Genomic DNA, 25,820 nt, shown 5'->3' with positions numbered 1-25,820 from the left:
AAAAGTTAACAAGAAAAGTTGGAGCTCAGCGAAGGAGCTTCACGAACTCTCTCATCCAGGCGTAGAGGTCGCCCGGATGCCTTGAGCTGACCCAGTTACCGTCGACGACGACCTCGGCATCTACCCACTCGGCACCGGCGTTGACAACGTCGTCCCTTATGGTTATTGTGCTCGTTCCCTTCCTGCCCTTAAGCACTCCGGCGGAGATGAGTATCTGCGGCCCGTGGCATATGCTCGCTACCGGCTTTCCGTCCTCAAACATCTTCTTCGTTACTGCCACGGCCTTTTCGTTGAGCCTGACTATCTCCGGGGCCTTTCCACCAGGAAGAACGAGGGCATCGAACTCATCAGGATCAACCTCGTCAAAAGCTAGGTCAACGTTCACGGTGTAGCCGTGCTTGCCCGTTATCTTCCCCCTTTGAAAGCTCGCAACGTAGACCTCGTGGCCCTCCTCTTTAATCCTGTGGAGCGGGTATATCAGCTCCAGATCCTCGAAGTCATCCGCGCTTAGAAACAGCACTTTCATAGAAACACCTCCGTATTAACGCTCAGAGAGAAATAGAAATGGGATACTTATAAGCTTTTGTGGACAGAGATGGGCAATTAAAGGGGCAGTTCGGTGGTCTCTTTGTGGACCTTGAGCACGACCATGGTGTTGGTCGATTCAACGCCCTCGATTTCACCGATGGTGTCCAGGAACTTGTTGAGCTCCTCGCTTCCCTTGGTTCTTATCTTCACAAGCATGTCGTAGTCGCCCGTCGTCTCATAGATTTCAATTATCTGCGGGTATTTCGTGAGCTCCTTGGCGACGTGGGTGTATTTGCCGGCTTTCGACTTTATGAGGATGAAAGCCAGTATCTTGAAGCCAAGGGAGTCTGGATCGAGAATGACTGTGAACTTCCGTATGATTCCCCTTTCCTTTAGCTTCTTTATTCTCTCATAAACGGTCGATTCGGCCAAGTTGACCTCTTTAGAAATCTCTCTCAAGGGCGTTCTACTGTTCTTCTGAAGTATGGTGAGAATCTTCTTGTCGATTTCGTCCAAACCCACTAGCATGAGCATCACCGTCTGTAAAAAATTTTCGGAAGGTTATATAAACTTGCCGATTTCCGGGAACCATACCTTTATAAAATACCTCCCTCTCCTTAATTCAGAAACTTCTGGAGGGTCAGCCATGCCAACCAACGTTACGGCAGAGTACTTAGCGGCCGAGGATGAGTACAGGAACGCCAAAACTATCTCAGAGAAGATAAGGGCGCTCGAGAAGATGTACGCCACCGTGCCAAAACACAAGGGGACTGAGAAACTTAGGCTCCAGATAAAGCGAAAGCTAGCCGAGCTGAGGAAGGAGCTTGAAAAGCAGAGGCAGGCTCAGAAGAAGGGTAGTGGTTACTCCTTCAGCGTGAGGAAAGAAGGGGCGGCACAGATAGTCCTGGCTGGCCTTCCAAACGTTGGGAAAAGCTCGCTTATGAAGGCACTGACCAATGTTGACATAGACGTTGCTGACTACGCCTTCACCACCGTCGAGCCCATCCCGGGAATGATGCACCATAATGATGTTCAAATCCAGCTCGTTGAGGTTCCTGGCCTCGTTGAGGGGGCCGCTCTCGGTAAGGGCATGGGGCCGCAGCTTTTAAGCGTTGTAAGAAACGCAGACGCCATAGCGATAGTCGTTGACCTCTCCCAGGATCCTGTGAAGCAGATGGAAATCCTCCTGAGAGAGTTCGAGAGAGCTGGAATAAAGCTCAACAAGCGCCGCCCGGGGGTCGAGATAAAGAGAACCGCCAGCGGCGGAATAATCATCAACGGCCAGGAGAACATAAAGGGCGACATTCAAGAGGTCATGAAGATGCTTCGCGAGGAAAGAATTCACTCCGCGGAGATAACCGTCAAAGAGCCTGTAACTCTGGAGGAGTTCGCCGATGCGCTCGACGAGAGTCTGGTTTGGCGAAGAGCGATGATAATAGCCAACAAGGGTGACTCTCTGGGGAGTAAAGAAAACTACGAGAAACTCGTTAAGGTTTACAGTGACTGCTTTAAGATAGTCCCCGTTTCCGCAAAGAGGAAGATAAACCTTGATAGGCTGAAGGATGAACTATACGAGCTCGCCGAAATAATCCGCGTCTTCACGAAAAGCCCAGGGGAGGAGCCAGCTTATCCACCAGTCCCGCTCAAGAAGGGCTCAACGGTTATGGACTTGGCCGAGAGGATTCACAAGGACTTCGCCAAGAACTTCCGCTACGCTAGGGTTTGGGGCAAGAGCGTCAAGTTCCCGGGCCAGAGGGTCGGAGCGGATCACGTCTTGGAGGACGGAGATATAGTGGAGATTCACGCGCGGTGATCTTGTCACCTACATCTCAGTCTGCGGCATGTTGGTCGTCTTTCTATTCTTGTTAAATCCTTCAGCCTGAACCCCTTTCCGTCCAGGCTGTCCATCACGAACTTTTCTCCGTCCCTCTTGAAAACCCAGAAGACCTTGTAGGCCATCACATCCATTACTATCTCAATCCTAGGTAACCACCAAGAGATTATTTTCATGTTGCCCCAGTGGATGGCGCTCTCAAAGGCCTTCATTTTGGCTTCTTCATAGTCCACAATGGGCCCCATTATCCGGTTCTCGTTAACGTCCCACTCATAGAGCTCTATGAAACCGTCGCCCCTCTCGGCGCCGAGGCGGTAGAGGTCAACGTAGGCGTAGTAGTCAAGAACCCTGTCGCTCCTGCCGAGGCGCTTGTAGAAGAGTTTGAGGTGAAATATCCAATAAGGATAGAGTACGAACTTAGAATTCCCTTCAGGCTGGAATATTGGACGCATGACTTTAACCCTCATCTGGGTATCCTCCGTTACAATCTATTGGGCCCAACTTAACTCGCAATCTCAATCAATAGTTTTCAACGATAGGTTTATAATATTTTGGTGTCTATTGAATGTTGCTGATCATTAGTCAGCATATATATTCGGGAGGGTTCAAAATGGGTCTAAGTAGTGCAGCTTGGGCGACCCTTTTGGTTCCAACTATTTTGGGCATTTTGGTGATGGTGCTCTACGGCTATTGGGACAAGATAACGGGCAAGGAGTACTACGTAGACGACGAGATTCTGGCCTATGACGAAGACCTTATGGAAGAACTCGGGAAGGGGGGTAAGGTATGAACATGGGAATACTCTTCGGTTTCCTGATTTACCTTGTCCTCCTTGCTTATATAGGCTGGTGGGCCAACCGCTACACTAAAACTGAAGACCAGTACTTCGTCGGAGGAAGGAAAGTCCATGTCCTGGCAGCCACCTTGAGTGACAAGGCGAGCGACTTCTCGGGCTGGCTGATGCTCGGCTATCCCGGAGCGGCCTTCAAGAGCGGTCTCGGAGCATTCTGGGCAGCCGTTGGCTGTTTCTTTGGAACTCTGGCTGACTACCTTCTTATAGGGCCGAGGCTCAGGATATACACCGGAAAGTTCAGGGCCATAACGGTTCCTGACTACCTTGAGGCAAGGCTCAAGGATGACACCAAGCTTATCAGGATTCTCGGAGCGCTAATCATCGTGATATTCATGACGGCATACGTTGCGGCCCAGTTTACCGCCGGAGGAAAGACCTTTGCGGAGGGCTTTGGGATAAGCGACAACATGGGAATAATCCTGACGGTGATAATCCTCACTGCCTACGTTATCACCGGTGGCTTTTTCGCCGTCGTTTGGACTGATGTTGTTCAGGCCATGTTCATGCTACTGACCCTCATAATCGTCCCGTTCTTGGCGCTTGCAAGGGTTGGCGGCTTTGGAAAGGCCACGGAAATCATAGCCGCGAGCAACCCAACGCATCTCGACCCATTCGGTGGAGCAACGGGATGGGCTGCCCTAATCTTTGCCATAGGCTATGCCAGCTGGATAGTTGGTTACCTTGGACAGCCGCACATAGTTACCCGTTACATGAGCGTTGAGGATCCGAGGAAGCTCAGGAGGCCGGGTATATTCATCAGCGGCATCTGGACGATAATAGTCCTCTGGGGAGCCTTCTTCACGGGCTTTCTCGGCTACGCCATGTATCAGACGGGCATCCTCCAGGTCAGTGACCCGGAGAAGGTCATCCCTGCTATGGCGGTTGAACTGATGCCCAGCTGGTTGGCGGGCTTCGTCATAGCGGGCATAATCTCGGCCGTCATGAGTACTGCGGATTCCCAGCTCCTAGTGGCTTCATCCGCCATCGCGAGGGACTTCTACCACAAGGTTCTCGGCAAAGAGCTCGGCAAGAGGCAGATGGTCAATATTGCGAGGATAGTCGTTACGGGTATCGCCCTGGTGGGCCTCTACTTCGCCCTCACTGGCAATAAGGTCGTCTACCAAATGGTCGCCACTGCCTGGGGCGGCCTCGCGGTTGGCTTTGGTCCGATACTGACACTGAGCCTCTGGTGGAAACGCGTTACCAAAGAGGGCGGAATAATAGGAATGGCCTACGGTCTCATCAGCGAGGTCATTCTTGAGGCTAAGATATACGGTTGGGCATTCAACCCGGATGCTCCTGGCTTCTTCGGCACCTTAGGCCAGTGGTTCAACGCCGTGCCAGTGTTCTTCATAAACTTCTTCGTGACGCTGTTCGTCATAATTGTCGTCAGCCTGCTCACTAAGCCGTCTGAAGAGGTAATCAAGCTCCACGATGAGATATTTAGGAAGGTGCCCATTGAGAAGGGCGGCAAGACCGTTATGCAGGCCAGGGCCAAGAGTCAGGTCGAAAACGTCGCAGAGTTCATTCTCGCGACGGGACTCGCCTGATTTCCCTTCATTTCTATTTTGGGGGTGGTAAGATTTAACCTAACGTTGAGAACCATTTTTGGACAACCCAATGTTTATAAGCATCGGTGTATAAGGTCGAACGCTGGCTTAAAATTCTTCGAGGTGGGAGCATGCGCAAACTTGATCTAACCGAGAAGGACCCTTCTGGGAGAATCACTATTTACTTTGAAGGCCAACCTCTCAAGGCCTACGAGGGAGAGAAGATAACGGTGGCCCTCCTCGCCAACGGAATCTACTGGCTCACCACGAGCACGGAAGGTAGAAAGCGCGGGGCCTTCACCTTCGGCCCGGTTCCGATGGTTGTTAACGGCGTCAGGAATGTCAACGCGAGGAAGACCGCAGTAAGGAACGGAATGAGACTTGAAAGGCAGGGTTACGGCGACTTTCAGGAGGCCGTTAAGGTTGACGAGGGCAAGCCAGTTCTGAGGCAAGTCGTTGACGTCGCTATAATAGGTGCTGGACCCGCCGGGATAGGGGCAGCGTTGGAGATTCAGGAGCATCTGACCGTTGCCCTCATCGAGGAGCGCGGCTGGCTCGGCGGCGACATGTGGCTCAAGGGCCTCCCCCAGGAAGGCTTTGAGGGCGAGCCAAAGGGGGTCATCAAAGGGCTCACCGGGAAGTTCAACGAGAGCATTAGGGTTTTCAGGAAGACTATAGCATTGGGAGTCTTCGACGAGGGTGAGTACTTCCTCGTTCCAGTCGTTAGGGAAAACCAGCTCATCGAGATAATGGCTAAGCGCATCGTTTTGGCCACTGGATCGGTGGACAACATCCTCCTCTTCGAGAATAACGAGTTTCCAGGTGTCTTCAGGAGGGACTTCGCGCTGGAGGTTATGAACGTCTGGGGAGTCGCTCCCGGGAGGAAGGTCGCCGTCGTTGGAAGCAGGCCCGAGGATGTAACTCCTGAGCTGGAGCGCTGGGGAATTGACTACGTCGTCGTTCCGAATCCAAAGCGCGTCGAGGGAGACGAGAAGGTTGAAAGACTCATAGACATGAACGGCAACGTTTACGAGGTTGATGCCGTCATTGTTTCCGACGGTAGGAGGCCCGACATAAACCCTATAACCCAAGCTGGAGGAAAGCTTCGCTTCAAGAGGGGCTATTACACCCCTGTTCTCGACTCAAAGCACCGGATAAGGGATGGAATTTACGTAGCGGGAAGCGCTGTCAGCATAAAGCCGCACTATGCGAACTACCTTGAGGGGAGGCTTGTTGGAGCGTACATTCTCCAGGAGTTAGGCTACGAGGCTAACCCCTGTATCTACAAGGAGAGGTTGAAGGAGTACGAGCCTGAAGCTGTTCCGATTCACAGGATACCCTTCGAGGAGTTCAACCTCGAGGACATCCAGATATGCGGCTGCGATGTAAGCTTGAAGAAGGTTGACGACGTCGTCAAGCAGGGCATAACGGACTTGCAGATAATCAAGCGCCTGACGCACCTTGCCATGGGCTTCTGTCAGGGAAGATTCTGCCTCTTCAACGGCGCAGTGGTGGTCTCCCAGAGAACGGGAACCGACATGGCGAAGATCGATCTGCCTGTTGCGAGGCCTCCACTCAAAAACGTGAGGATGAAGGTTACTGCCGCTAGGGGATGATTGCCATGCCGACGAGGAAACTCCCCGAGAAGAGTCAAATCGTAATCATCGGCGGGGGGATAATAGGCGTTACCCTCGCCCACGAGCTGGCCAAGCGCGGTGAGGAAGTTACCGTCATAGAGAAGCGCTTCATAGGCTCCGGCTCCACCTTCCGCTGCGGAACGGGTATCAGGCAGCAGTTCAACGATGAAGCCAACGTTCAGGTTATGAAGCGCTCAGTGGAGCTGTGGAAGAAATACAGCAAGGAGTATGGCTTCTCCTTCAAGCAGACGGGCTACCTCTTCTTGCTATATGATGAGGGGGAAGTCGAGGAGTTCAAGAGGAACATAGCGATACAGAACCGCTTCGGCGTCCCCACGAGGCTCATAACGCCAGAAGAGGCCAAGGAGATAGTTCCCCTCCTCGATATAAGCGAGGTGATAGCTGCATCATGGAACCCGACCGATGGTAAGGCCAGTCCCTTCCACTCAACCGCTGCCTTCGCCCTCAACGCTGAGAAGTTCGGGGCAAAGCTGGTTGAATACACCGAGGTCAAGGATTTCATCATCGAGAAGGGCGAGATAAAGGGCCTTAAGACGAGCAGGGGCGTCATAAAGACGGGCATAGTCGTTAACGCCACCAACGCTTGGGCCAAGCTCATCAACGCGATGGCCGGAATAAAGACGAGCATCCCGATAGAGCCCTACAAGCACCAGGCGGTGATAACCCAGCCCATCAAGAGGGACGCCATAAAGCCCATGGTCATCTCATTCAAGTACGGCCACGCTTACCTCACCCAGACCAGCCACGGCGGAGTCGTTGGTGGTGTGGGCTACGAGATAGGGCCGACCTATGATCTCACGCCGACCTACGAGTTCATGCGTGGGGTGAGCTATTACTTCACCAAGATAATCCCTGCCCTGCGGGAGCTCCTTATCCTGAGAACCTGGGCGGGCTACTATGCCAAAACGCTCGACAGCAACCCTGCCATAGGAAAAATCGAGGAGCTGAGTGACTACTACATAGCTGCGGGCTTCTCCGGCCACGGCTTCATGATGGCGCCGGCCGTTGCCGAGATGGTGGCTGACTTGATAACCAAGGGTAGGACCGACCTTCCAGTCGATTGGTACGACCCGTATCGCTTCGAGCGCGGTGAGCTCAGGGGACAGGCGCTCCAGATGGGCTGAGTCCCTCCTTTCTTTGACTTTTCAAGCGTTTTCAGCGCTTTTAGAGCCGGAGAAATTTTATAAAGGGGAATCTCCTAGGCGCGAGCAATGAGCAGAAGGGAGCTCGTCGTAACTCAGGGAAGGCGCGAGAAGGCAGAGGAGGTTCGCAAAATAAGAATCAAGCGCCGGAACGTGGTTCTGTTATCTGTAGGCATGTTTCTGGCCAACGTCGCCTTTGGCGTGGCCTTTCCCTATCTGAGCCTCTACATGAGGCTCCTTGGTGGTGGCATGCTTATGGTGGGTTTACTAAGCGTGGCCTTCAACCTGACCTCGACTGTCTTTCAGTACCCCTTTGGCTACTTCTCAGACAGGACGCACAACAGGAAGGCCTTCATATCTTTCGGCCTCGTCTCCACCGGCGCGATCTACGCACTCATGGCCTTCGTATCCACTCCCATCGCCCCCCTCGTCCTGAGGACTGTTCAGAGGGGCCTTCGGCTCGGCCATGATGCCTGCTCACTCAGCTCTGATAGCAGAGCTATCCACGAGGGTAGGCTCAGCTTATGGGCTCTTCGGCTCGATTGAGAACGCAGGCTACATGCTGGGCAACTTCCCCGGGGGATTCATCATAAGTACGTTGGGATTAGGGGAATCTTCCTCATAGCGGGGGCTTTCCCCGTCCTCTCCTCTGCGATAGTTCTCCTCCTCAGGGAGAGACCAGGCCGAAGAGGGCTCCAAGAAAGCTTATACTCGTCCAGAAAGGGAGGGAAAGCGAGAATGCAACCTTCCAGGGTGCGGCATTCAAGTGGCTCATGCGCGGTTCACTGGGCGTTTTCTACCTCACAGTTCTGCTCGTAATGTAGCTTCAGGTCCGGTCTATTCGGTGGTCTCGGTATACTTCGAAAAGACATTTGGCAGCGAGTGGGTCGGCCTTCTCTTTGGCATAGATTCCCTCGCAGCTGCTTTAAGCGGCTACCTCCTTGGGAGCTCATAGGCAGGTACGGTGCAAAGGAGTTCTACCTTCTGGCGATAGCGGGCTATGCTATTGCCTTCCTCAGTTACGCCTTTGCCAAGAGCCTGCCCATGATGGTTGCTGTGGCGATTCTCTCGGGCGTCAAGTGGGCTATGACCATTGGAGTTTCGTCCACATACGTGGCAACTAAGGTAAAAGCCGTAGAGAGGGGCCAGGCTATGGGCCTGCTCAACGCGGTGATGAGCCTTGGCTGGGTGATTGGGCCGTTCATCGGAGGCTATCTCTCGAGCATGAGCTTCGAGCTGAACTTCACGAGCACGCTCGTTCCCCTCGGCTTGGCCTTTTCTCCTGGCAGTCAGACTTCCAGAGTGATGCACTCTGGCGGAACCCTCTCGACTATCCTGACCTTCTTCCAGGCTTTGTAAATCTTCAAGCCTTTCTTTCGAAGGCATTCGACGTCTATTACCAGAAGAACCACGTCCCGCCCGTGCCGCCTGCCGGTTTCGATTGCCTCGCTTTTGATTGTACTGAGGTGGACGAACTGCCTCTTCATGGGCTTCAAACCCTCGCGGAGGATGCTCTCGAGGTTCCTCCCCGGCGTACCATGGTAGAGAATCTTGTTTTCCCTGTTCTCCTCGTGGTTCAGGCTCCCGGAAGGCTGTAGCCGTAGCAGGCGCGGATTTTGTTTCCTCTGATTTCGTAGCGACCCTTGGAATCGAGTTCGACTGTCCTTCTTACGAACTCCTCCGTAACGTCTGGATAGACAGTTTTTAGGGCCTCGACGAGCTCGGAAAGGGGCACGAAGCCCTCCACGTCAGGCCTCAGTCCGAACTCCTCCGGCGAGTGCCGCAGGATGTAGTCCATTAGCTTGCTGACCTCCACGCGGTTCATGGTTCAAGGTTGGTGAGACGTTTTAAATGCTCTGCCCTCTTTTCAATTGAAGGGTGTCTGTTCAGCAGGTTAAACCATTTCCCCGTTTTTCCGGCAGCAGGTTGAGCTCGGCCAGCTTTTTAAGCGCCCTTAGAGTTGGCTCAAGTCCCACGACATCCGCCGCAAACTCATCTGCCTTTAACTCGTTCCTTATGGCTATCCTTGTTCAATAACAAAGAGCCAGGGGTAGGAGGCAAAGAAGAAACTCCCGAAGAAAACCCACGGCGAGGAAAACAGCTGAACGTTGAATTTGCGGAGGATGTAAATGAGTCCTATCTGGAAGAGGAACCAGCTGATGCTCAAAGCCGCGTTTATCTAGAGGTGCTTTCCTTTTATGTGCCCTATCTCATGGGCTAAGACCGCTTTAATCTCGTCCTCTTCGGAGTTATCAACCAGATAGCGGGTTAAAACAACGTAGCAGTAGCGGGGAATTATACCCGTAACCATGGCGTTGGTAAGCTTTTGGCCGGGCTTTCCTTTAACGATGATGTCCCTGACTTTAGCTCCCTGCTCCTCACAGAACCTCCTTAGCCCGGCCTTAAGCTCGGGGCCGAGCTCGCTTCTTGTCCCAACTCTAATGAGGATGAGCGGAAAGAGCGCAAAGAAAGCGAGTATTAGAATTAAGTACATGAGCAGGTCGAACCACCACTTTGAGGTTAACTCTCTGGCAGGTAGAGCATCAGCAGCAGCCAGATAAAGGCAAAGCCAATGATTGGGCCCGGGATTAGTGCGATAGCTTTTAGAACCTCCTTTTTTTGGATTTTCAATCTTTTCCTCTGTAATATTCATTCCTGCTTTGACAGTCTCGTAGATGATGAGGAAGATTGACAGGAGAAGCGAGAAAAGCAGGATTGCTGCAAATGCAAACACCTTGAATATTTCAGGTAGGGGAAGCTTATCTACCACGTAAGAGGTCCAATCGAGGGCTATCATCGTCGGGAAGTAGAATACGAAGGCCCCAAAGATACAGATGACCTCAGCCTTCAGCAGATTGTAGTTTTTCTCTTTCTTTGGTAGTTCTTCCATCAGGATTTTGCGGCCCCACTATCTCATGATGAGGGGAAGACCAAGGACGGTTGCAATGGACACCAGAATCAATGAAATCTTCTTCATATTTTCACCGAACAGAGATACGTCTGGTTTGGAATTTAAGAGTTGTGGTCCAATTTTCGAAAAAGGTTGGAAGAGTAAAACCTCACAGCAGCTCGATGACGGCCCATATGGGCCTGTGGTCGGAAACTTCCACATCGCAGAGGCAGCCGTAGTCTTTGACCTTTGCAGGCCAGCCCTTTTTGAGCAGGATATAGTCTATGTTTTCGATGTCTATGTTGCCCCAGTTGAAGGTGTATGGCGGTCTTTTCTCGAAGGTGTCATAGTATTCGCGCGTGAGTATGGCTATCGCCTCCTCATCCGGCTCGGCGTTGGTGTCGCCTGCTATTATCTGCGCCACCGGCGAAGCTTCAGCGAACTTGAGGAGCTCTTCCGCCTGCATCGCCCTCTCCTCGGGCGAGAGCCCCATGTGGACGTTGACGAGGGTTAACCCGAGCTCATCGATGGTCACCTTCTGAGCCGGCCTCGCCTGTCCGACGCTCTCGAGATTGAGTTCACTCTCCGTCTTCATGTGCCAGTGCGAGAAGACCGCTATGCCGTAGGTTCCTTCAACGGCCGGTTTGTACTCGTAGGCATAGCCGAGGTATGCGGAGATCATCAGGGGAACATCTTGGTAGCCGTTGCCTATCATTCCACCGACGACCTCCTGCGCCGCCCAGATATCGGGCTTCTGCTCCTTCAGGAGGTTAATCAGCTCGTAGCCGTTGAAGGTGCCGTCGTAGGGTCCAAAGCCCTGGTGGACGTTGTAGGTCCAGATAAGGATGTCCCTCTTGGCCTCAACGTAAGTTGGGCCTGTATTGAATATGGCGAGAACTATTATCGAAACCACTGCGAGGCCGAGGAGCGAGCTCGCTATTTCTTTTGCGTTTGGAAGTCTAACCTCAGCACTTCCACTGTAGCTCGCGAGGGCGTAGATCACGGAAGTGGCTAGAATTAGGGCTTCAAGGTTGTCCTCCATGAAGGGCAGTCCGATATCCCTACCGACGTAGGCGCCCAAAGCCAAAGTTGCCACGAGGAAGAGGTAAACCGAGCCTATTACTCCGAAGCGGCCTCCTTTGGTGTTCTCAAGGAGGGCAAGTGAAGAAGCTAATGCCAGCGGGAGGCCGAGGAGGCCGAGCGGTTCAACGAAGAGCGTCGCCGCGCCCAGAACCAAGAGGAGCGATGCGATGCCCGATTTCTTGGCCAGGTATGGTCCAGCGAGAATTGCCAGAGCAATCACGAAGGAGTAGGCAATGAACTGGGGGAGGTAATAGACAGTAACCCCGGAATACCTCAGGACAGCGTTGGGATAGATTAGGCCAAGCTCAATTAGAGCCACGAAGGCGTAAAGGCCGAAGCCAGGCTTTTTGAGTGTTCCCGCTTCCTTCCAAAGCGCAAAGGCTGCAAGGAGCACCAGAACCGCCAGGAGAACCCTCGTGTGTGGGAAGTCTATCGGCTCACCGCCAACGGCAAGAACTCTTAAGCTCAAATCCGCCGCAAGGCCGATTGCAAAGTATTTAACGTCTAGTTCCTTGACGAGTGCGAGGGCTACTGGAATGGTCAGAGCTGCTATGAGGTGGGTGTATTCCGTTGCATCCGTGAGGAGCGACGCTAGAGCGTAAGCGACCATCACCGCTGCTCCTACCTTCCTGCTTATCTTACCCACTAAGAACGCTGCGATTACGAAGAGGACTATCCCCAGTGCCGAAGGAAAGTTGACACCATAGAAAAAGGTCTTCTCCAGACTTGAGTAAGCTCCAGCGACGAAAACCCTCAAACTCGATGCCAGCAGAACTCCAGTTCCTATCCCGAGCAGCATTCTGTCCTTCTCGCTCACTTTCATGGTATCACCTAAGTATGCGGTTTGACCTAGGAGGACTTAAAGTTTGCCCGTAGTGGCCGTCTCGCTTGGCCTCACAAGGGATATAGAAAAGAAAATGACTCACCTGAGCTTTCTCAAAGCCATCTCGGCCGCAACGCTTATCGGATCTATCGTCGGGCTTATTGGCGGGGCGTAAGCCGTTTCGAGGTAAACGACATTATCAACCGTCGCGCCCTTCTGGGCTAACGCGGAGAGGGTCATTATTCTACCCCAGACGCGCTCGCCGCCGACTATCTGCGCGCCGATGAGCTTTCTATCGTCCTTTCTGAAGATGACCTTAACTGTTATCGGCTTGCCGCTGGGGTAGTACTCGGGCTTGGTGGAGCCTTTGAACTTACCGACGGTTATTGCGATGCCCTCTTTCTTCGCCCTATCCTCCGTTATGCCGAAGGTGCCGATCTCAAGGCCGAAGAGCTCGGTTATTGCCGTGTTGAAGACGGGCCTGAAGGAGACGTCCTTTCCTGCTATGTGCTCCGCTGCCACTTTCGCCATCCTCACTGCAGAAGTTCCCAGCTGGCTGAGGATTCTCCCTCCGGTAACGGCGTCAATAACTTCCGCACAGTCGCCTATCGCGTATATGTCTGGGTCGCTCGTCTGGAGGTGCTCGTTGACAACTATTCCGCGGTTAACTTCGAGGCCCACTTTTTTAGCAAGGTCAACGTTGGCCCTCACACCGGTGGCAACGATAACTAAATCAGCCTCGACTTCCTCGTCACCAATTTTGACGGACTTGACGGGGCTACCCATTATCTCGCTCACACCGACGCCAAAGCGGAAGGAAACACCGTGCTTCTCCATCTCCGTTTGAACGAGCTTGGCAGTATCTTTGTCGAGCATCGTGGGTAGAAGCCTGTCCAGCAGCTCGACGACGAGAACCTCCATGCCGAGCTTTGCGAAGGCCTCCGCGCCTTCAAGACCGATCAGGCCGGCGCCAATGACGACAGCCTTCTTCGGCTTCCTCTCGGATAGGTATGCATTTATCTTCCTCACATCGTCGAGGCTCTTGAGCGTGAAGACGCCTTCGTTCTCGACGCCCTTAATTGGTGGAACGAAGGCTTTTGAGCCCGTAGCAAGGACGAGCTTATCGTAGGGAACTTCACCCTTGTCCGTAATCACAACTTTCCTCTCGCGATCTATTGCTTTAGCCTCGGTGCCAAGCATGAGGGTTATTTTCTGCTTCTCGTAGAACTCGTTAGGGAAGACGATAACGTCCTCGGGCTTCTCTATCGTGCCGCTTATCACGTGCGGCAGGGCGCATGGGGAGTACTGCATCGTTGGTTCCTTTCCGATGACGGTTATCTCAGCTTTCCTGTCGAGCTTCCTCATGAAGAGGGCGAAGTTGCTTCCGGCAGTTCCAGAACCGATGACGACGATTTTCATAGACACCACCAGAGAAAAGATGAAGGGGAGATATAAAAATCTGCCCTTAACCGAAGGTTGATTAGCGCATCCATTTGCGAGCTATGACGGCGACGATAAGCGCCATGAAGACGGCACCGGTGAGAGCTTCGATTGCACTCAATGCCTTGAGCCAGCCTGCTGTGTGTATTTCGTTTTCCAGAGTTCAAATACAATCATGCCAAAAACCAATAGGAGTGAACATATAATCCACTCGAAGGGGTCTGTCCGTCGTGAGGTTTTGGGTTGATATGTGAGTGAAAGTCCTCCCGTTCAAATCCACCCCCACAACGGACTTGGGTTTCATCAGCCTCAACTCCCCTCTGGGTTCACTGGGGCGTAAATCATCGGTCTCACCCCCACTCAGGGCGACCCCAAGTCCCCATATACACTCACCTCTAATCACAAAGACTTATAAAACTTTTACTCACAAAGGATAGTTGATTAGCCACATCACTAATTCCAATTACAGCCATACCAACCACAATTACTTTACCAGGTAAAGCCAACCTCAATTTCACTGTTAAATCACTCACAGTACAAAGTAATAGTTTATAAACACTCCCCTCAATTGCTAAGACTGATTTTCAGTATAATAAAATGGTGAATAAAATGAAAACAGAGATTATTAAAAAATCACCAGTTGAACAAATGATTAAAGAAGAACTAAAAAAATATGGTAAATATATGCAAATCTCATCCAGTTATTACGAAGCCCTTGAAGAAGAAGTTAAAAGACTCCTCAAAAAACTGATAAGCAAAAGCATAACAAACACTCAACCAGATGAAAAAAGACTGATGAGAAAGCATATAGAAAGAGCCCTAAGTGAATAAGCATATCAAGCACTACACAATTTTACACATTCATACAGTGTCAAAAGTATCTCAAATTCTGAACACAAACAAAATTTAATTTTTTAAGCAAAATAGAAAATAAAATTATGGGAAAGACAGTATGAAGATAACTATAATCACAGACATACTTCTTATGTATACCACAGTTCTCTTATATGCAATCCCAATAATAAACACTTACAATTCAATTAAAACGGGCCAAATTGAATGGTTATTATTCAACATCCTCTACCTTACAGCACTCACAGTCAACCTGATACTAACCTTTGAAACAACCTGGAACAACAGACTAACCACAGCAAACATCCTCCTAACCCTCAGTTTGAGCATAGTAATAATCCCATTGGGCTTAAAACCCACCACCCCCGACCTATTAACCAAAGTCACCACCTACCTTTTCCCAACACTGTACTCACTCATAACCATCACTTATAATCTAATGCACAACAAAAACTTTGTAAAATGGATAAAGAAAGGAACTCCAGTCTATAATCCTTAACTCTTAACTTTTGTTTAATCATTAACAACCCAGCTCGGGTCTCCCAACTTTTCTGGAGCCCTACCCTTATTAATGTAAACATTAATTTCCCTGTACAATCCCCTTTCAACAAGTATCTGTTTTAACTCACTGATAGATATAACCCTGTCACTCCAGTTTTTAACATAGTACAAGTATGGGTCATCTGGTGTTGGGAGCTTCCACACTTCAAACCAGAATTTATCTGTATGATACAGCTTCTGGTGGCTCAAGTACCAGTACAGTGCCTCTTCAAAACTGTTGAATTGTATCTTCCCAGCAGGCACATACACTTCTGAAAGCATTGAAATCCCAACGTCCCTGAAGGTGACAGCATACTGGGAAGTGGGTAAATCTCCGTTACTTGGATAACCATGCCCATATTCAAATGCATGAATCTTTTTAGCTTTTATCAATTTTCTATAAGCCTCTACATTCACTCCACCCCTGTACTTGTAAAAGTAACTGGCACTAACAAAGTAACTGTAAATCTCCCAAGTTCCAGTTTCTGGGTAGTACACAAACAACTCTGAATGACCATTACCACTCCCTGATGGGTAGACATCAACTTGATAATATTCAGCCTTAATCCCCAGTAACCTGTTTATGTTGTAAATCATTGCATAGTGGTAGAGGACGTACCCATCACAGTCTATTGGTTTACCTAGAATTGCTTTTGAAGGCAGGGTGGGGTCATTACCATCTCTCCCTTTAACAAAGTAGAATAAGTTTATAAATGTGTATTCTCTCAGGATTTCTGGGGTTGGGGGAAGGTTGAGCTCTTCTAAGCTTTTGATTCGCTTGAAGGCTCCTACCCCATCGAAATCACATACTCCCCTTCCACACCAGTAGTCTTTTTTGACATATTCATTGATGATTTTTTTATCATACTGCCCATACATTGCATCCAGGATGGCCTTAAAGACTTCTTGTACTGGTTTGCTTTGCAGGTCATCAACCAAGTCTTTTGCTGTAAAAGAGTACCACATATCGGCTCCTTCTTGTCCATGTTCAATTTTCTTAAGTGTAAAGTTTGGTTTGATTCCTATTTTTGGTTGGCTGAGTGGCTTGTAATACTTGGATAGTTTTCCTTGGAATTCAAAGTAGTCTTCAATGTAATCGTCAGGTGTATAAATTTTAGATTTTTCAGTTCCAACTTCCATGCTAATAACTGTTTCTCCCTTCTCAATTTGGTACCTGTAATATACTGCCTTGAATGGTGTTACAATGAATTTTCCTATATTGTATAATACTCCTAAAGCTCCATCAACTTGAACATTACTCCTAGTAACCTCAGCAGGTGCAGTATAATTTCCTACAATAAGAAAGATGATAAAAATAAATGCAATGGGTTTTAATATTACTTTAATCATCTATATCACCCAATATAAGTTGGTGTTAAAAGTTTATAAGTTTTCTGTTTGTTTGTTCAAAATATATAACGATATATAACAATAAAAGGGGGTGTATGTTCTGTATGACTTCCTCCTCACATTGAAAGGGCTTGTTTGTGCTATTTGTTGTGGCTAGATTTCCCAGGGCGAGGAACAAGGGTAGCACTACCATACCAACCCCGGAGTTTACCAGTGAAATCATTGAAATAGCTGAAGCTCGTATCTCAGAAGTGATTACAGAGTTCCTCAGGTGAGCGATAAAGACGTAGTATGAACCGATTAATATCTCAAAGACAAACAGAAGCACTAATATTAACATTGCAGTAGGTTTGGTGGGGTTTGATTTTAGCAGTAGGGCTACGGTCGATGTAATGACGGTGCCACCAATTAGGAACATCTGTACCCTCTTATTTCACTGGATGTCCTTCTTGCGAGGTAACTACCTATGGCCATAAAGGTCATTAGCACGAAATACACAAACCCAAGTTCATCTATGCCCACATCCCTCAGGGTTATCGGCCATATCACAAAGAACACTGAGAGCATTGAGGATACTAAAAGAATAATCAGCACCAGCATAGAAAATCTGATGTCCCTAAACATCCTTAGATTTTTTAATAGGATTGTTCTGCTGTCATGATGGCCCCTGTTATCTTTCAGGAAAATAACATTGCTGGAGAAAGAACGCCCAAGGCACCGGAGAGCAACAGTGGCCATTTCAGGCCCATATATTTGACAGAAATCCCAGCTAACACTGATACGACCACCCCATCAGTGTTCTTCAGTGTTCCCATCTTGGAGAACAATTTTTTCAAGTTGGCCCTGCCAAAGGTATCCACCGCTCAGGCCTCTAAGGAACCGGAGATGAAAGCCATTCCCGCGCTTCCAAGTACGGCGGAGAGAATTACAATGTAACCCTTGGGTGCTTCAAAAATCACCAGTACAAGCATACTCATTCCAAGCAAAAATGAACCCAACATCGTTGATTTAATCCTTCCAACCCTATCGGCCAGCACCCCGGATGGATACTCTAGCAGAAGATTGGGGACTCTGTTCAAGGGGTATGCCAAACCAATCCAAGGTAGGGCGACGTACGCGTTAAGATACAGTACGAAATAGGGTCCCGGTAGGTACATGGAGACGGAGAGTAGAAAATAGAACAGAAGAAAGATTAGTTGCCCATTTGAACCTTCTCTATGTGCGGACATAGGGGATCCTTCCGGTTGATAGTACCGTAAAATGCATATCAGTTGTATGCACATCCACCTTTGCAGATGTTGAAAATTGGCATTTTGAACAGTTTGTGCTTTCTAAGGTAATCACCCTCTTGCTTCTGAAAGTATTTAGCACCTCCTAGTTTACCCAGAAGTCATAGAAATCCTGTTTAATGAGGTTTCCGGCTATGAACTCCTTATGGCCTAGAAACAGAGAACATAGGTATACATTCCCTGAATTGTCCAAGTGGAGAGTTCTTCTTGCAGCACAGACTCCTGCTAAATTTAGTTCCTTTAGCGTGCTAAAAGAGTCTGGATGTTTTTCCCAAGTAAATGTATACCCGAAGTCACCTAACATTACCTTGAACGTGTCTGTGGAGTACTTCTCAACAAGACGCTCCAGTTGGTATTTCATAAATGGGATTTCGGTTTTGTTAATCTTATTGATTCTCCAGTTTGCTCCCACGCACCTGGTGTTCCCCTGAATTCGTTATGGTTCTCGCTGTCCACATCATCGAGGCTTATAAAAAGACCCCCCACCTCTCTAACCTTAGACAGGAGATTAATAACCTCCTCGCGGAATATGGCTCCGTTCGTTAGCACAGTGAAGTTGAGTTTTGTTGAGAGGTAAATGTACCGGATTATTCTCTCCAGTTCGGGGTGAAGGAAAGGTTCTCCTCCAGTAATAGCTAGATGAGTGGCTCCTGCTGAATCTAATTTTGACAATATCCTGACGAGATCCATAAAGCGGGCATGTTTCCCGCGGTGCAAAGCACTTGCATAGCAGTGGTGGTATGATAGATTGCACGCGTTGGTCACATCTACTGACACATCATAAGGAGCTGAAGGACTAAAACTGGAGTTTTGGATGGTGTTATTATTCTAGTCTCTAGTCTCCAGTCTCTACTGTGTCCATTGAGCTGAGTGAGACTTCGAAGATCTCTTCCATCATGTCTGATGGCTCCTCGAGAAATCCTGAAACGACTTCCTCTACAGGGGATACTATCCTGACTTGAGCACCTTCTCTTAAGTGAACATACACTCCGAATGGCTCCTCCCTAATGGTCACATTATACTTCACCATAACCACCTCTTTATGTTTGGAAGTATAAAAATCAAAAATAAAAGGATAACTTTAGAGTCCAACTGAATCATGGCTGTTCCAGTGGTAGCGCCCAGCATTTCGTATGTTTGTGTTGTGTGCACTAATTAATACTTTGGCAATAAAAAGTTCAGGAGTTTGCAATATAACTTAAACTTTAAGAAACTCGGCTGGAGTTAGAATTAGAAACTCGTGCCCGTTCTAAACGAATTTTCTATTCTCGTCCCTCAGCGTCAGTTGTCGAGGCTTATCAGAAAATCCGCCCTGGCTGAATACACCGCGTCAAAAAACTTGTTGTCATCCGGGTCAGGCGAGACTTCAAAATGCTCAGCAGGCTCAACAAGGATTGACGAGGCCCGAAATTTTCGATTTCTTCCTCCGATGGAACCCTCCTCTCCTTCGCGAGGAGTTTATATGTCTCCCAGAGCTCTTCAGGAGATTCATAAGCTCGCTCCGGCTTGAGAACTCGCCACTCTCCACGAGCTCATCAATTATAAACGTTGTGAAGCAAAATTGAAAGAAACCTCACGGCTCCACAACCGTCCCGCTGTGCTTCCCCTTTATCACATCGAAGAGGCTGTAAGCGTCCTTCTTGCCCACGATGTATGTCCTTATCTTGCCGCGCTGGATGAACTTCGCAGCAAGGGCATCAACTACGCTGCTCCCTCCAGCTTTGCTTTCGCCCTGCATGGCAATTTCAACGAGCTGATCCACGGTTATCCTGTCGAGCTTCTTTGCGTCAGGATTCTTCCTCGGATCGCTGTCGTAGACACCGTCAACGTTGGTGACCACGATCAGAAGGTCGGCCTGCAGGTACTCGGCGAGAAGGGCAGCGACCGCATCGGTCGTGTGTCCTGGGTGAGTTCCGCCCATTATGGGTATCTTCTTGAGCTGTATGACCTCCCAGGCCTTCCTGAAGTCCTGGACGACGAAGGGATAAGCTTTCTCGCCGAGCGCAGCTATTAGGAGCATTGCGTTGGCTCTGGTGATGTGAATTCCTATGTAGTCCTTGAAGGTCTCGTTGGGCGTAAAGGTCTTCGCGGCCTTGATGTACTTGCGCGCCACTTTGCCGCCGCCGACTACCACAGCCACCTCATGGTCCTCGCTTATCTTGGTGAGCTCATATGCGATGGCCTTGATAAAATCGATGTCGGGATCGTCCGGAACGAGAACTGAACCGCCTATGTCAAAAACTATCCTCATGATGACCCTCACGATGCTAATCGGGGCTCCTTTATAACCTTTTCTTGCCATTACAATATCAAAAAGAGTAGAAAGCCCTCAGTAGTAGTACCAGATGGTCTCGTAGTCTTCCCTCTTCTCCCCGATGCTCTCCAGATAGCGGAGATACTCCTCTATCGGGACGTCCGTGTAGGTGTAAAGCTTCGTCTCGCTGATGCCTTTCTCCCACGGGTGGAAGAGGTATACCCTGCTTCCGTCGGGCTTTATGGCTATGAGCTCCCTGTCCTGCCAGGCCCTTAGGTGGTTCTTGCCCATCCTCGGCACGTTGAAGATTGGCTCGTCAGTCCTGAACTGGCCCGGTAGGAGCCTTGCCTCCTCTTTCCTCTCCTGGATGACCCTCGCTATCGGCACGAGGTAGTCTCTCTGCTCGATCTTACCTTTGGGATAGAAGGTGTAGTATGGATCGATGCCGATCTTCTTGAGGGCTATTCTAAGTGCAACGTTCTCGAAGCGCCTGCTGACGTTTCTCTGGTAGACCAGCTGGTTGTAGACGTATATTCCCTGCCTCCTAAGGTTGTAGACTGCCCTGGCCATCTCTGGGGTCACCTCGTAGGCCGTTTCTATATGGGTCGAGACGGCCACGTTCCTCTTGCCTGGTTCGATATACGATCCGAGTATCTCGGCCAGCTCTTCAGTTACGCGCATTGGGACGGTCACTGGAATCCTTGTTCCCCAGCGGATGTTAATGACGTGGTCGAACTCGCCCAGACGGGACATTATCTTGTCTATAATCTTGTTGCTCAGGGCGAAGGGATCTCCTCCTGTTATGAGCACGTCTATCATCGACTCGCGCTCGCCGAACCACGCTATAGCCTTCTCTATCTTGTCCCATCCTGGGAACGAGCCTGCCATAAAGGGTTCAAGGACCTCCCAGTTTCTCTGGCAGTAGACGCATATCTGCGGACAGGTGTCGAAGGCCTTGAGGATCGCTATCATCACGTACCTCCTCGTGACGAGGTCTATCGGAGAGGTGTCGTGCTCGCCCATGAAGTCGAAGGCGTACTCTCTGTCCTTGCGGTGGAGTATCATGTTGTCCATGTACCACTTGGGCGGCATCACCTGCCTTCTGACGTGCCTGTCCTCCTTGTAGGGCTCCTTAAAGTCCCAGAGGTGGAGGTAGTAAGGTGTTATTCCCCAGGGAATGCGATACTTGACTGCCCTCTCGACTTCTTCCAGATCCTCCTCTGGAACCTTGACGATGCCAAGTTCGTTGAGCTCTCTGAGGATTTCAAGGCCCTTCCTGCCCTTGAGGACATGGCTGAACTGCCACCTGTAGTCGAACCACTCCTCATCGTCTATGCCCCAGTACTCCTCGAGCTGCTTCCTCTGCTCCTCCCTCTTCTTGATTATCCTCTCGTCGAGTCCACTCGGATAGCGGTCGAGCCAGGCCTTTATGTACTTGTAGACCTTATCGAGGTAGTCGGAGCGCAGCTTCCCTGCCTCCCTGCCATGAACCTTACTGAAATCGGGTGAAACTATGCTTGCTTTTTCCAGCTTCGGCCCAAGCCAGCCCTTGGAGTAGTTGGCTTTACCAGACATGGCAAGGAAGAGGTGCCTGAACTCCTCGAGGAATCCCTTAGTGATAATACTGAGGGTCTTTTCGTCGCCCTTGGCGGCTTTCCAGAGATATTCCAGCGTTGAGAAGCCTGCTGCCTTTTCGTTGTATGGCGAGAGAATGTTCTCAAAGACGTCGCAGGCATAGATGGCGAGCCACCTGTCTATTGGGCTTACATCTATCTCGCCGCTTTTGAACTTCCACCCCAGGTTCTTCGTGAATTCCAGGAGCTTCTCCCTTGCCTCCTCAAGACTCTCGCTCTTCTGGAGAATTTCGCCTATTTCTGGAAGTGGCTCGAAGATTTCCATGAATTCTCCGTGCCCCACCCCCTGCTCAAGACCCCATGGAGACTTCTCAACCCCAAAGGCTGAAAGGGCACTCTCAACCCTAACCACGGTGATCACCTCCTGACCTTGAAGAGGACAGAAAGAGGCGTGGAAGTACGTATGCGTGCATTAATTCTGAGAATATCTATTTAAATTTTACTCCCATTCTCGAATAACCTGCGTCACATAGTGTAGAAAACAAAAGAATATTTGGCAGACTTTTGGGATATATCAGCCTATCTGAAAGGCCGAGCTCCTCAGTTCGCCGCGCTCGAATCTGTACGGGTCGTACCACTCCCAGTCGAGGGGCACTTTGCTTTTTCCTTTGGTCATGAACTCCGCCATCGCTTGGGCAACCGCTGGAGCCATCATGAAGCCGTGGCCGCTGAAGCCGGCAGCGATGTAGAAGTTGTCGAGGAGCCTTCCTATGGCAGGGTTCTTGTCAGGCGTTTTAGCGTAGAAGCCGGCCCACTGGCGAACGATATGGGCGTGTCTGATGGCGGGAATTATTTTCACTGCGTATCTCAGCACGCCCCTCAGGAAATTGTAGGTTGGTTCGTAGTCGTCCAGACTTTTGGCCTCGTGCTCTATTCCCGAGCCGCAGATTATTCCGCCGTCCTCGCCGTCTTGAATAACGTAGCTGTCGTTCCAGCTTGGGGGGCATACCAACGGTTCGACCTGACCTTCCTTAAGAGGCTCGGTCTTCACAAGCTGGTGCTTGTAAGGGGTTATCGGGATCAGGTCCTTCTTAAGCCCTGCCATCTCGTTTATGAGCGGTGCCCATGCATTGGAGGCGTTTAAAACGGCATCGACCTTAACACTCTCAACCTTCCCGTTGCTCCTGAACTTAACCGCCTTAACCTCATCACCTTCGCGCTCTACTCCGATTACCTCGGTGTGCTCCCTGGCATCGACGCCCAGCTCCTTGGCCTTGGCCAGATACGCGAAGAGCGTCTTGAAGGGATTTGCTTTACCATCCATGGGGTTCCAGGCCCCGGCCAAGAACGGCTCGGTGTTCAGGATGGGAACGATTTCTCTGGCCTCGTCCATCTCGATTAGCCTTGTGGAGACCCCAAATCTGTTCTGGAGATTTATGTTGTTTTTGAAGGCTTCGACCTCCTCCTCGCTCGTGGCTAGGAAGAGGTATCCCGAGTGCCTGAACCCTATCTCCGCTTCGAGTTCCTCTCCAAGCTTCTCCCAGCGTTCGATGGAATACTTCATGAGCCTTATGTTCGCCTCATCGGTGAACTGTGCCCTTATGCCGGTTGCACAGCGGAAGGTGGAGCCAGAGCCGAAGTAGTTCTTTTCAAAGAGAATTACCTCCTCCCCCAGCTTCGCCAGCTCGTAGGCCGTAGCAACGCCGATTATCCCGCCGCCGATTACCGCTATTCTACTCATCGCCACCACCCACGAGAACCTCAACGCGGACGGGCCTGATGGGAACCCTCGCTTTAGGCAGGGGTATCCCCTCAGGTTTCCTCCCGGTCTTCCTTGCGAGGATTGAGATTACAATCGGAATGCAAGTCCTTCCTTGGCATGGCCCCATGCCTATTCTGAGGAGTCTCTTAATTTCCTCGATGTCGGTGATGCCTGAGTCGATGAGCCTCTCGACGTCCTCAACGGTTACATCGTTGCAGCGGCAGACGATTTTCTTCCCGCTCATTCTCTCACCACCTTAACCGCCCTTACATCCCACGCCAGCTCAATCGGCACCTCGACGACGATTATCGGCGTGTCCCCCTTGCTCTTCTCCCTCGGGACGACGGTTATGACTTTCCCCATTCCGACTGGCTCCCCAACCTTGTTGAGAAGAACAACCTCCTCGCCCCTCTCAGGGACTGGGAGAAGTTCATGAGGCATCGTTATCCGGGCCTTGTCGCCGACGTAGTGAACCATGAAGAAGGCCAACCCGGGACAAATCTGGACGCAAAGGGAGCAGCCTATGCACTTCTCATAGTCAACGACCGGCAAATCGTTCGGGGTCGGCATGCTGATTGCTCCGGTGGGACATATTTCTCTGCAGGGGGCGCACGGAATCTCCTGGGGGCACTCAGGAACGGCAACGGGCCTTTTCCTTAGCCTCTCCTCGCTTGGCTTTGGGATTATCGAGAAGAGCTCCTCAGGCGTTATGTATCCCCTCTGAAGGTAAGCGGGAATCTTGCTCATGCTCTCACCTCCGCCAGTATCTTCCTTATCCCATCAGCGATGTGCCTGCCGAACGGTCCGGAGCGGAACTCATCGAGGTCGCGCTGGGCAGTCTCAAGCCCCTTCACCCAGCTCTCATTGGCTATGCCGAGTCTGAGAGCCGCGGCAATACCCGCTATCTTCCCCTCAAGCATCGCAGTAGTCGCCTCCTCTATTCCGGCTGAGTCACCAGCAATGAAGATTCCCCGAACGGTTGTCTCCATCCACTCGTCGCGAACCGCCACGTGACCGCCGAGCTCGCGGACGTACTTTATCTGACAGCCCACCTGGTGAAGAAGTTCTATGCTCGGCCTTAGTCCAACGGCAAGGGCTATGACGTCAACCTCGAAAGTTTTCTCAGTCCCGGGAGTTACCTGCCAGTTCTCGTCGAGCTGAGCCACAACAGCTCTCTCTACCTTCTCCTTTCCCTCAGCGCGAAGAATCGTGTGCCTCGTGAGTATCGGAACGCCAAGCCTTCTGACCTTCGCCGCGTGGACGAAGTAGCCGCCGACCTTCGGCATCGCCTCGACTATTGCTTTGACTTCTACGCCCGCCTGTATGAGCTGGTAAGCCAAGATAAGCCCCACGTTTCCAGCTCCAACGATGAGAACTCTATCACCAGGTTTTACGCCGTAGGTGTTCATGAGCGTTTGAATAGCTCCAGCACCATAGATTCCCGGCAAGTCGTTGTTTTCGAAGGGTATCATCTTCTCCATCGCGCCTGTGGCCACTACGATGGCCCTCCCCCTGAACTCCAATAGCTCACGGTTCTTCCTGACTGCCAAGACGAGCTTTTCATCGCCTTCCTGAAAGATTCCCACCGCGGAAGTTTCAAGGAATATTTCAATGTTCTCCCTCTTCTTGAGTTCCTCTTCAAGGATTCTCGCTATCTCAACGCCCCTAACACCGGCGAACTGCTCGCGCTTTCCGAAGAACTTGTGCGTCTGCTTGACGAGCTGGCCGCCGAGCATGTGGTTCTCATCGAGGAGAACAACCCTAGCTCCCGCATCCGCCGCATGAATTGCTGCCATAAGTCCTGCAGGCCCGCCGCCGATGATGACAATGTCGGCAGTTACTACCTTTGCGTCCCTGAACTCTGGTGGTTTGGCTTCTCTCGGCAGTTTCGCCCTCCCATGCTGGCGCTCTATCCTCATACCATCCTCGACGAGTGTTATGCAGGTTCTCACGTTTGGAATTCCGTTCACTACCATCAAGCAGGAGGAGCACTTGCCGATGGCGCAGAAGAGGCCCCTTGGGCGCTTCTCGTTGGGCGAGTAGTTTAGAACCCTAATTCCAGCGGCGTGAAGGGCCGTAGCTATTGTTTCACCCTCATAGGCCCTGATTGGCCGTCCCTCAAAGTATATCGTGATTTCCCTGCCGTGCTCAAATCTCAGAACAGGATGCTCATTGAGGCGCATTGACCGTCACCTATGAACTGGTAAAGAACTGAGCTTATGAAAATTTTTCAACCCGAAGGTTCTTCACCTTTGGTTTTCGAGCCGAGAGGTATATAGAGAAAAGGAAAAGAACTCAAATCCGTCCGTTTCAGATCTTATTTGGTACTGCATGTGAATCTAACGACCCCCAGCAGGGAAACTTTATAGACCCATAGTGTAAACCTGCAAGGTGTTTA

At 50.6% G+C, this 25,820-nt stretch carries 27 protein-coding genes and 1 pseudogene; 9 read left to right on the top strand and 19 right to left on the bottom strand.

The features are described from left to right. Window positions 1-25 precede the first annotated feature (25 nt). Entirely contained in the window at window positions 26-526 is a 501-nt protein-coding gene (gene pfpI / locus A7C91_RS02045; RefSeq protein WP_068664470.1) for a deglycase PfpI, read from the bottom strand. 77 nt (window positions 527-603) lie between these two features. Further along, window positions 604-1,056 carry an Lrp/AsnC family transcriptional regulator gene (locus A7C91_RS02040; protein WP_068664469.1) on the bottom strand — a complete coding sequence of 151 codons (453 nt, stop codon included), beginning with the start codon at window positions 1,054-1,056 and terminating at the stop codon, window positions 604-606. Window positions 1,057-1,174: 118 nt separating this feature from the next. Between A7C91_RS02040 and A7C91_RS02035 the strand changes: the two genes are divergently transcribed. Continuing rightward, entirely contained in the window at window positions 1,175-2,341 is a 1,167-nt protein-coding gene (locus A7C91_RS02035; RefSeq protein ID WP_068664466.1) for an OBG GTPase family GTP-binding protein, read from the top strand. Between the two features lie 5 nt (window positions 2,342-2,346). Here A7C91_RS02035 and A7C91_RS02030 read toward each other — a convergent pair whose 3' ends face one another. Further along, window positions 2,347-2,829 carry a hypothetical protein gene (locus A7C91_RS02030; RefSeq protein WP_068664464.1) on the bottom strand — a complete coding sequence of 161 codons (483 nt, stop codon included), beginning with the start codon at window positions 2,827-2,829 and terminating at the stop codon, window positions 2,347-2,349. Between the two features lie 319 nt (window positions 2,830-3,148). On the opposite strand from A7C91_RS02030, the gene A7C91_RS02020 reads away from it, so the two are divergent. The 5 genes from A7C91_RS02020 to A7C91_RS12270 all read left to right on the top strand — a co-directional run bounded on the left by A7C91_RS02020 (window position 3,149) and on the right by A7C91_RS12270 (window position 8,924). After that, window positions 3,149-4,765, top strand: a complete 1,617-nt coding sequence (locus tag A7C91_RS02020) for a sodium/proline symporter (protein WP_068664462.1) — start codon at window positions 3,149-3,151, stop codon at window positions 4,763-4,765. Window positions 4,766-4,896: 131 nt separating this feature from the next. Beyond that, complete coding sequence (locus A7C91_RS02015) at window positions 4,897-6,381, top strand: FAD-dependent oxidoreductase (RefSeq protein WP_068664460.1); 1,485 nt, start codon at window positions 4,897-4,899, stop codon at window positions 6,379-6,381. A 5-nt stretch (window positions 6,382-6,386) separates the two neighbouring features. Further along, on the top strand, window positions 6,387-7,547 hold the full coding sequence (locus A7C91_RS02010; protein WP_068664457.1) for an NAD(P)/FAD-dependent oxidoreductase: 1,161 nt from the start codon (window positions 6,387-6,389) through the stop codon (window positions 7,545-7,547). Between the two features lie 87 nt (window positions 7,548-7,634). Beyond that, a complete protein-coding gene (locus A7C91_RS12275) occupies window positions 7,635-8,111 on the top strand; it encodes an MFS transporter (protein WP_324609499.1) in 477 nt (158 codons plus the stop codon). A gap of 336 nt (window positions 8,112-8,447) precedes the next feature. Next, a complete protein-coding gene (locus A7C91_RS12270) occupies window positions 8,448-8,924 on the top strand; it encodes an MFS transporter (protein ID WP_324609498.1) in 477 nt (158 codons plus the stop codon). Here A7C91_RS12270 and A7C91_RS02000 read toward each other — a convergent pair. The 4 genes and pseudogenes from A7C91_RS02000 to A7C91_RS01985 all read right to left on the bottom strand — a co-directional run bounded on the left by A7C91_RS02000 (window position 8,855) and on the right by A7C91_RS01985 (window position 13,780). Continuing rightward, window positions 8,855-9,363 (bottom strand): annotated as a pseudogene (locus tag A7C91_RS02000) (RNA 2'-phosphotransferase). The gene A7C91_RS12270 and the pseudogene A7C91_RS02000 overlap by 70 nt on opposite strands. Before the next feature lie 381 nt (window positions 9,364-9,744). Then, entirely contained in the window at window positions 9,745-10,455 is a 711-nt protein-coding gene (locus tag A7C91_RS01995) for a M48 family metalloprotease (RefSeq protein WP_068664455.1), read from the bottom strand. 169 nt (window positions 10,456-10,624) lie between these two features. Next, window positions 10,625-12,361, bottom strand: a complete 1,737-nt coding sequence (locus tag A7C91_RS01990; protein ID WP_068664453.1) for an endonuclease/exonuclease/phosphatase family protein — start codon at window positions 12,359-12,361, stop codon at window positions 10,625-10,627. Window positions 12,362-12,460: 99 nt separating this feature from the next. Then, a complete protein-coding gene (locus A7C91_RS01985; RefSeq protein ID WP_068664451.1) occupies window positions 12,461-13,780 on the bottom strand; it encodes an NAD(P)/FAD-dependent oxidoreductase in 1,320 nt (439 codons plus the stop codon). 630 nt (window positions 13,781-14,410) lie between these two features. Here A7C91_RS01985 and A7C91_RS01980 point away from each other — a divergent pair. Further along, window positions 14,411-14,632, top strand: coding sequence for a hypothetical protein (locus A7C91_RS01980; RefSeq protein WP_068664449.1), 222 nt, complete (start codon window positions 14,411-14,413; stop codon window positions 14,630-14,632). Window positions 14,633-14,753: 121 nt separating this feature from the next. Then, window positions 14,754-15,152 (top strand): hypothetical protein, encoded by a 399-nt coding sequence (locus tag A7C91_RS01975; protein ID WP_068664447.1) that lies wholly within the window; start codon window positions 14,754-14,756, stop codon window positions 15,150-15,152. 14 nt (window positions 15,153-15,166) lie between these two features. Here the strand turns inward: A7C91_RS01975 and A7C91_RS01970 are convergent, their stop codons facing one another. Both A7C91_RS01970 and A7C91_RS11020 read right to left on the bottom strand, forming a co-directional pair. Beyond that, window positions 15,167-16,543, bottom strand: a complete 1,377-nt coding sequence (locus A7C91_RS01970; RefSeq protein WP_068664445.1) for a hypothetical protein — start codon at window positions 16,541-16,543, stop codon at window positions 15,167-15,169. Between the two features lie 408 nt (window positions 16,544-16,951). Then, complete coding sequence (locus tag A7C91_RS11020) at window positions 16,952-17,143, bottom strand: hypothetical protein (protein ID WP_199920083.1); 192 nt, start codon at window positions 17,141-17,143, stop codon at window positions 16,952-16,954. Window positions 17,144-17,203: 60 nt separating this feature from the next. Between A7C91_RS11020 and A7C91_RS11015 the strand changes: the two genes are divergently transcribed. Then, window positions 17,204-17,479: a hypothetical protein gene (locus A7C91_RS11015; RefSeq protein ID WP_199920082.1), complete on the top strand. Its 276-nt coding sequence runs from the start codon at window positions 17,204-17,206 to the stop codon at window positions 17,477-17,479. Window positions 17,480-17,917: 438 nt separating this feature from the next. Here A7C91_RS11015 and A7C91_RS01955 read toward each other — a convergent pair whose 3' ends face one another. The 10 genes from A7C91_RS01955 to A7C91_RS01915 form a co-directional block, all read right to left on the bottom strand. Next, window positions 17,918-18,193, bottom strand: coding sequence for an SPASM domain-containing protein (locus A7C91_RS01955; RefSeq protein WP_068664439.1), 276 nt, complete (start codon window positions 18,191-18,193; stop codon window positions 17,918-17,920). Continuing rightward, window positions 18,190-18,597, bottom strand: coding sequence for a radical SAM protein (locus A7C91_RS01950; RefSeq protein ID WP_234394485.1), 408 nt, complete (start codon window positions 18,595-18,597; stop codon window positions 18,190-18,192). The genes A7C91_RS01955 and A7C91_RS01950 overlap by 4 nt, the downstream gene beginning before the upstream one ends. 70 nt (window positions 18,598-18,667) lie before the next feature. Then, window positions 18,668-18,859, bottom strand: a complete 192-nt coding sequence (locus tag A7C91_RS01945) for a hypothetical protein (RefSeq protein ID WP_068664435.1) — start codon at window positions 18,857-18,859, stop codon at window positions 18,668-18,670. 254 nt (window positions 18,860-19,113) lie between these two features. Beyond that, the gene (locus A7C91_RS12495) at window positions 19,114-19,227 is read right to left on the bottom strand and encodes a putative toxin-antitoxin system toxin component, PIN family (protein ID WP_394326664.1); all 114 of its coding nucleotides are present in this window, start codon (window positions 19,225-19,227) and stop codon (window positions 19,114-19,116) included. A gap of 178 nt (window positions 19,228-19,405) precedes the next feature. Then, window positions 19,406-20,083 carry a UMP kinase gene (pyrH, locus tag A7C91_RS01940; RefSeq protein ID WP_068664433.1) on the bottom strand — a complete coding sequence of 226 codons (678 nt, stop codon included), beginning with the start codon at window positions 20,081-20,083 and terminating at the stop codon, window positions 19,406-19,408. A gap of 78 nt (window positions 20,084-20,161) precedes the next feature. Next, window positions 20,162-22,072, bottom strand: a complete 1,911-nt coding sequence (locus A7C91_RS01935) for a KamA family radical SAM protein (protein WP_199920080.1) — start codon at window positions 22,070-22,072, stop codon at window positions 20,162-20,164. 162 nt (window positions 22,073-22,234) lie between these two features. After that, window positions 22,235-23,401: an NAD(P)/FAD-dependent oxidoreductase gene (locus tag A7C91_RS01930; RefSeq protein WP_068664431.1), complete on the bottom strand. Its 1,167-nt coding sequence runs from the start codon at window positions 23,399-23,401 to the stop codon at window positions 22,235-22,237. After that, on the bottom strand, window positions 23,394-23,666 hold the full coding sequence (locus tag A7C91_RS01925; RefSeq protein ID WP_068664429.1) for a (2Fe-2S)-binding protein: 273 nt from the start codon (window positions 23,664-23,666) through the stop codon (window positions 23,394-23,396). Before A7C91_RS01925 ends, A7C91_RS01930 begins: the two co-directional genes overlap by 8 nt. After that, on the bottom strand, window positions 23,663-24,169 hold the full coding sequence (locus A7C91_RS01920) for a 4Fe-4S dicluster domain-containing protein (protein ID WP_068664427.1): 507 nt from the start codon (window positions 24,167-24,169) through the stop codon (window positions 23,663-23,665). The genes A7C91_RS01925 and A7C91_RS01920 overlap by 4 nt, the downstream gene beginning before the upstream one ends. Next, window positions 24,166-25,605, bottom strand: a complete 1,440-nt coding sequence (locus A7C91_RS01915; RefSeq protein ID WP_068664425.1) for an FAD-dependent oxidoreductase — start codon at window positions 25,603-25,605, stop codon at window positions 24,166-24,168. Before A7C91_RS01915 ends, A7C91_RS01920 begins: the two co-directional genes overlap by 4 nt. Window positions 25,606-25,820: the final 215 nt, after the last annotated feature.

It is taken from the genome of Thermococcus piezophilus (assembly GCF_001647085.1).
GTDB lineage: Archaea > Methanobacteriota_B > Thermococci > Thermococcales > Thermococcaceae > Thermococcus > Thermococcus piezophilus.
The sequence above is the reverse complement of the archived record's forward strand: the minus strand, read 5'-3'. Positions and strand labels throughout refer to the sequence as shown.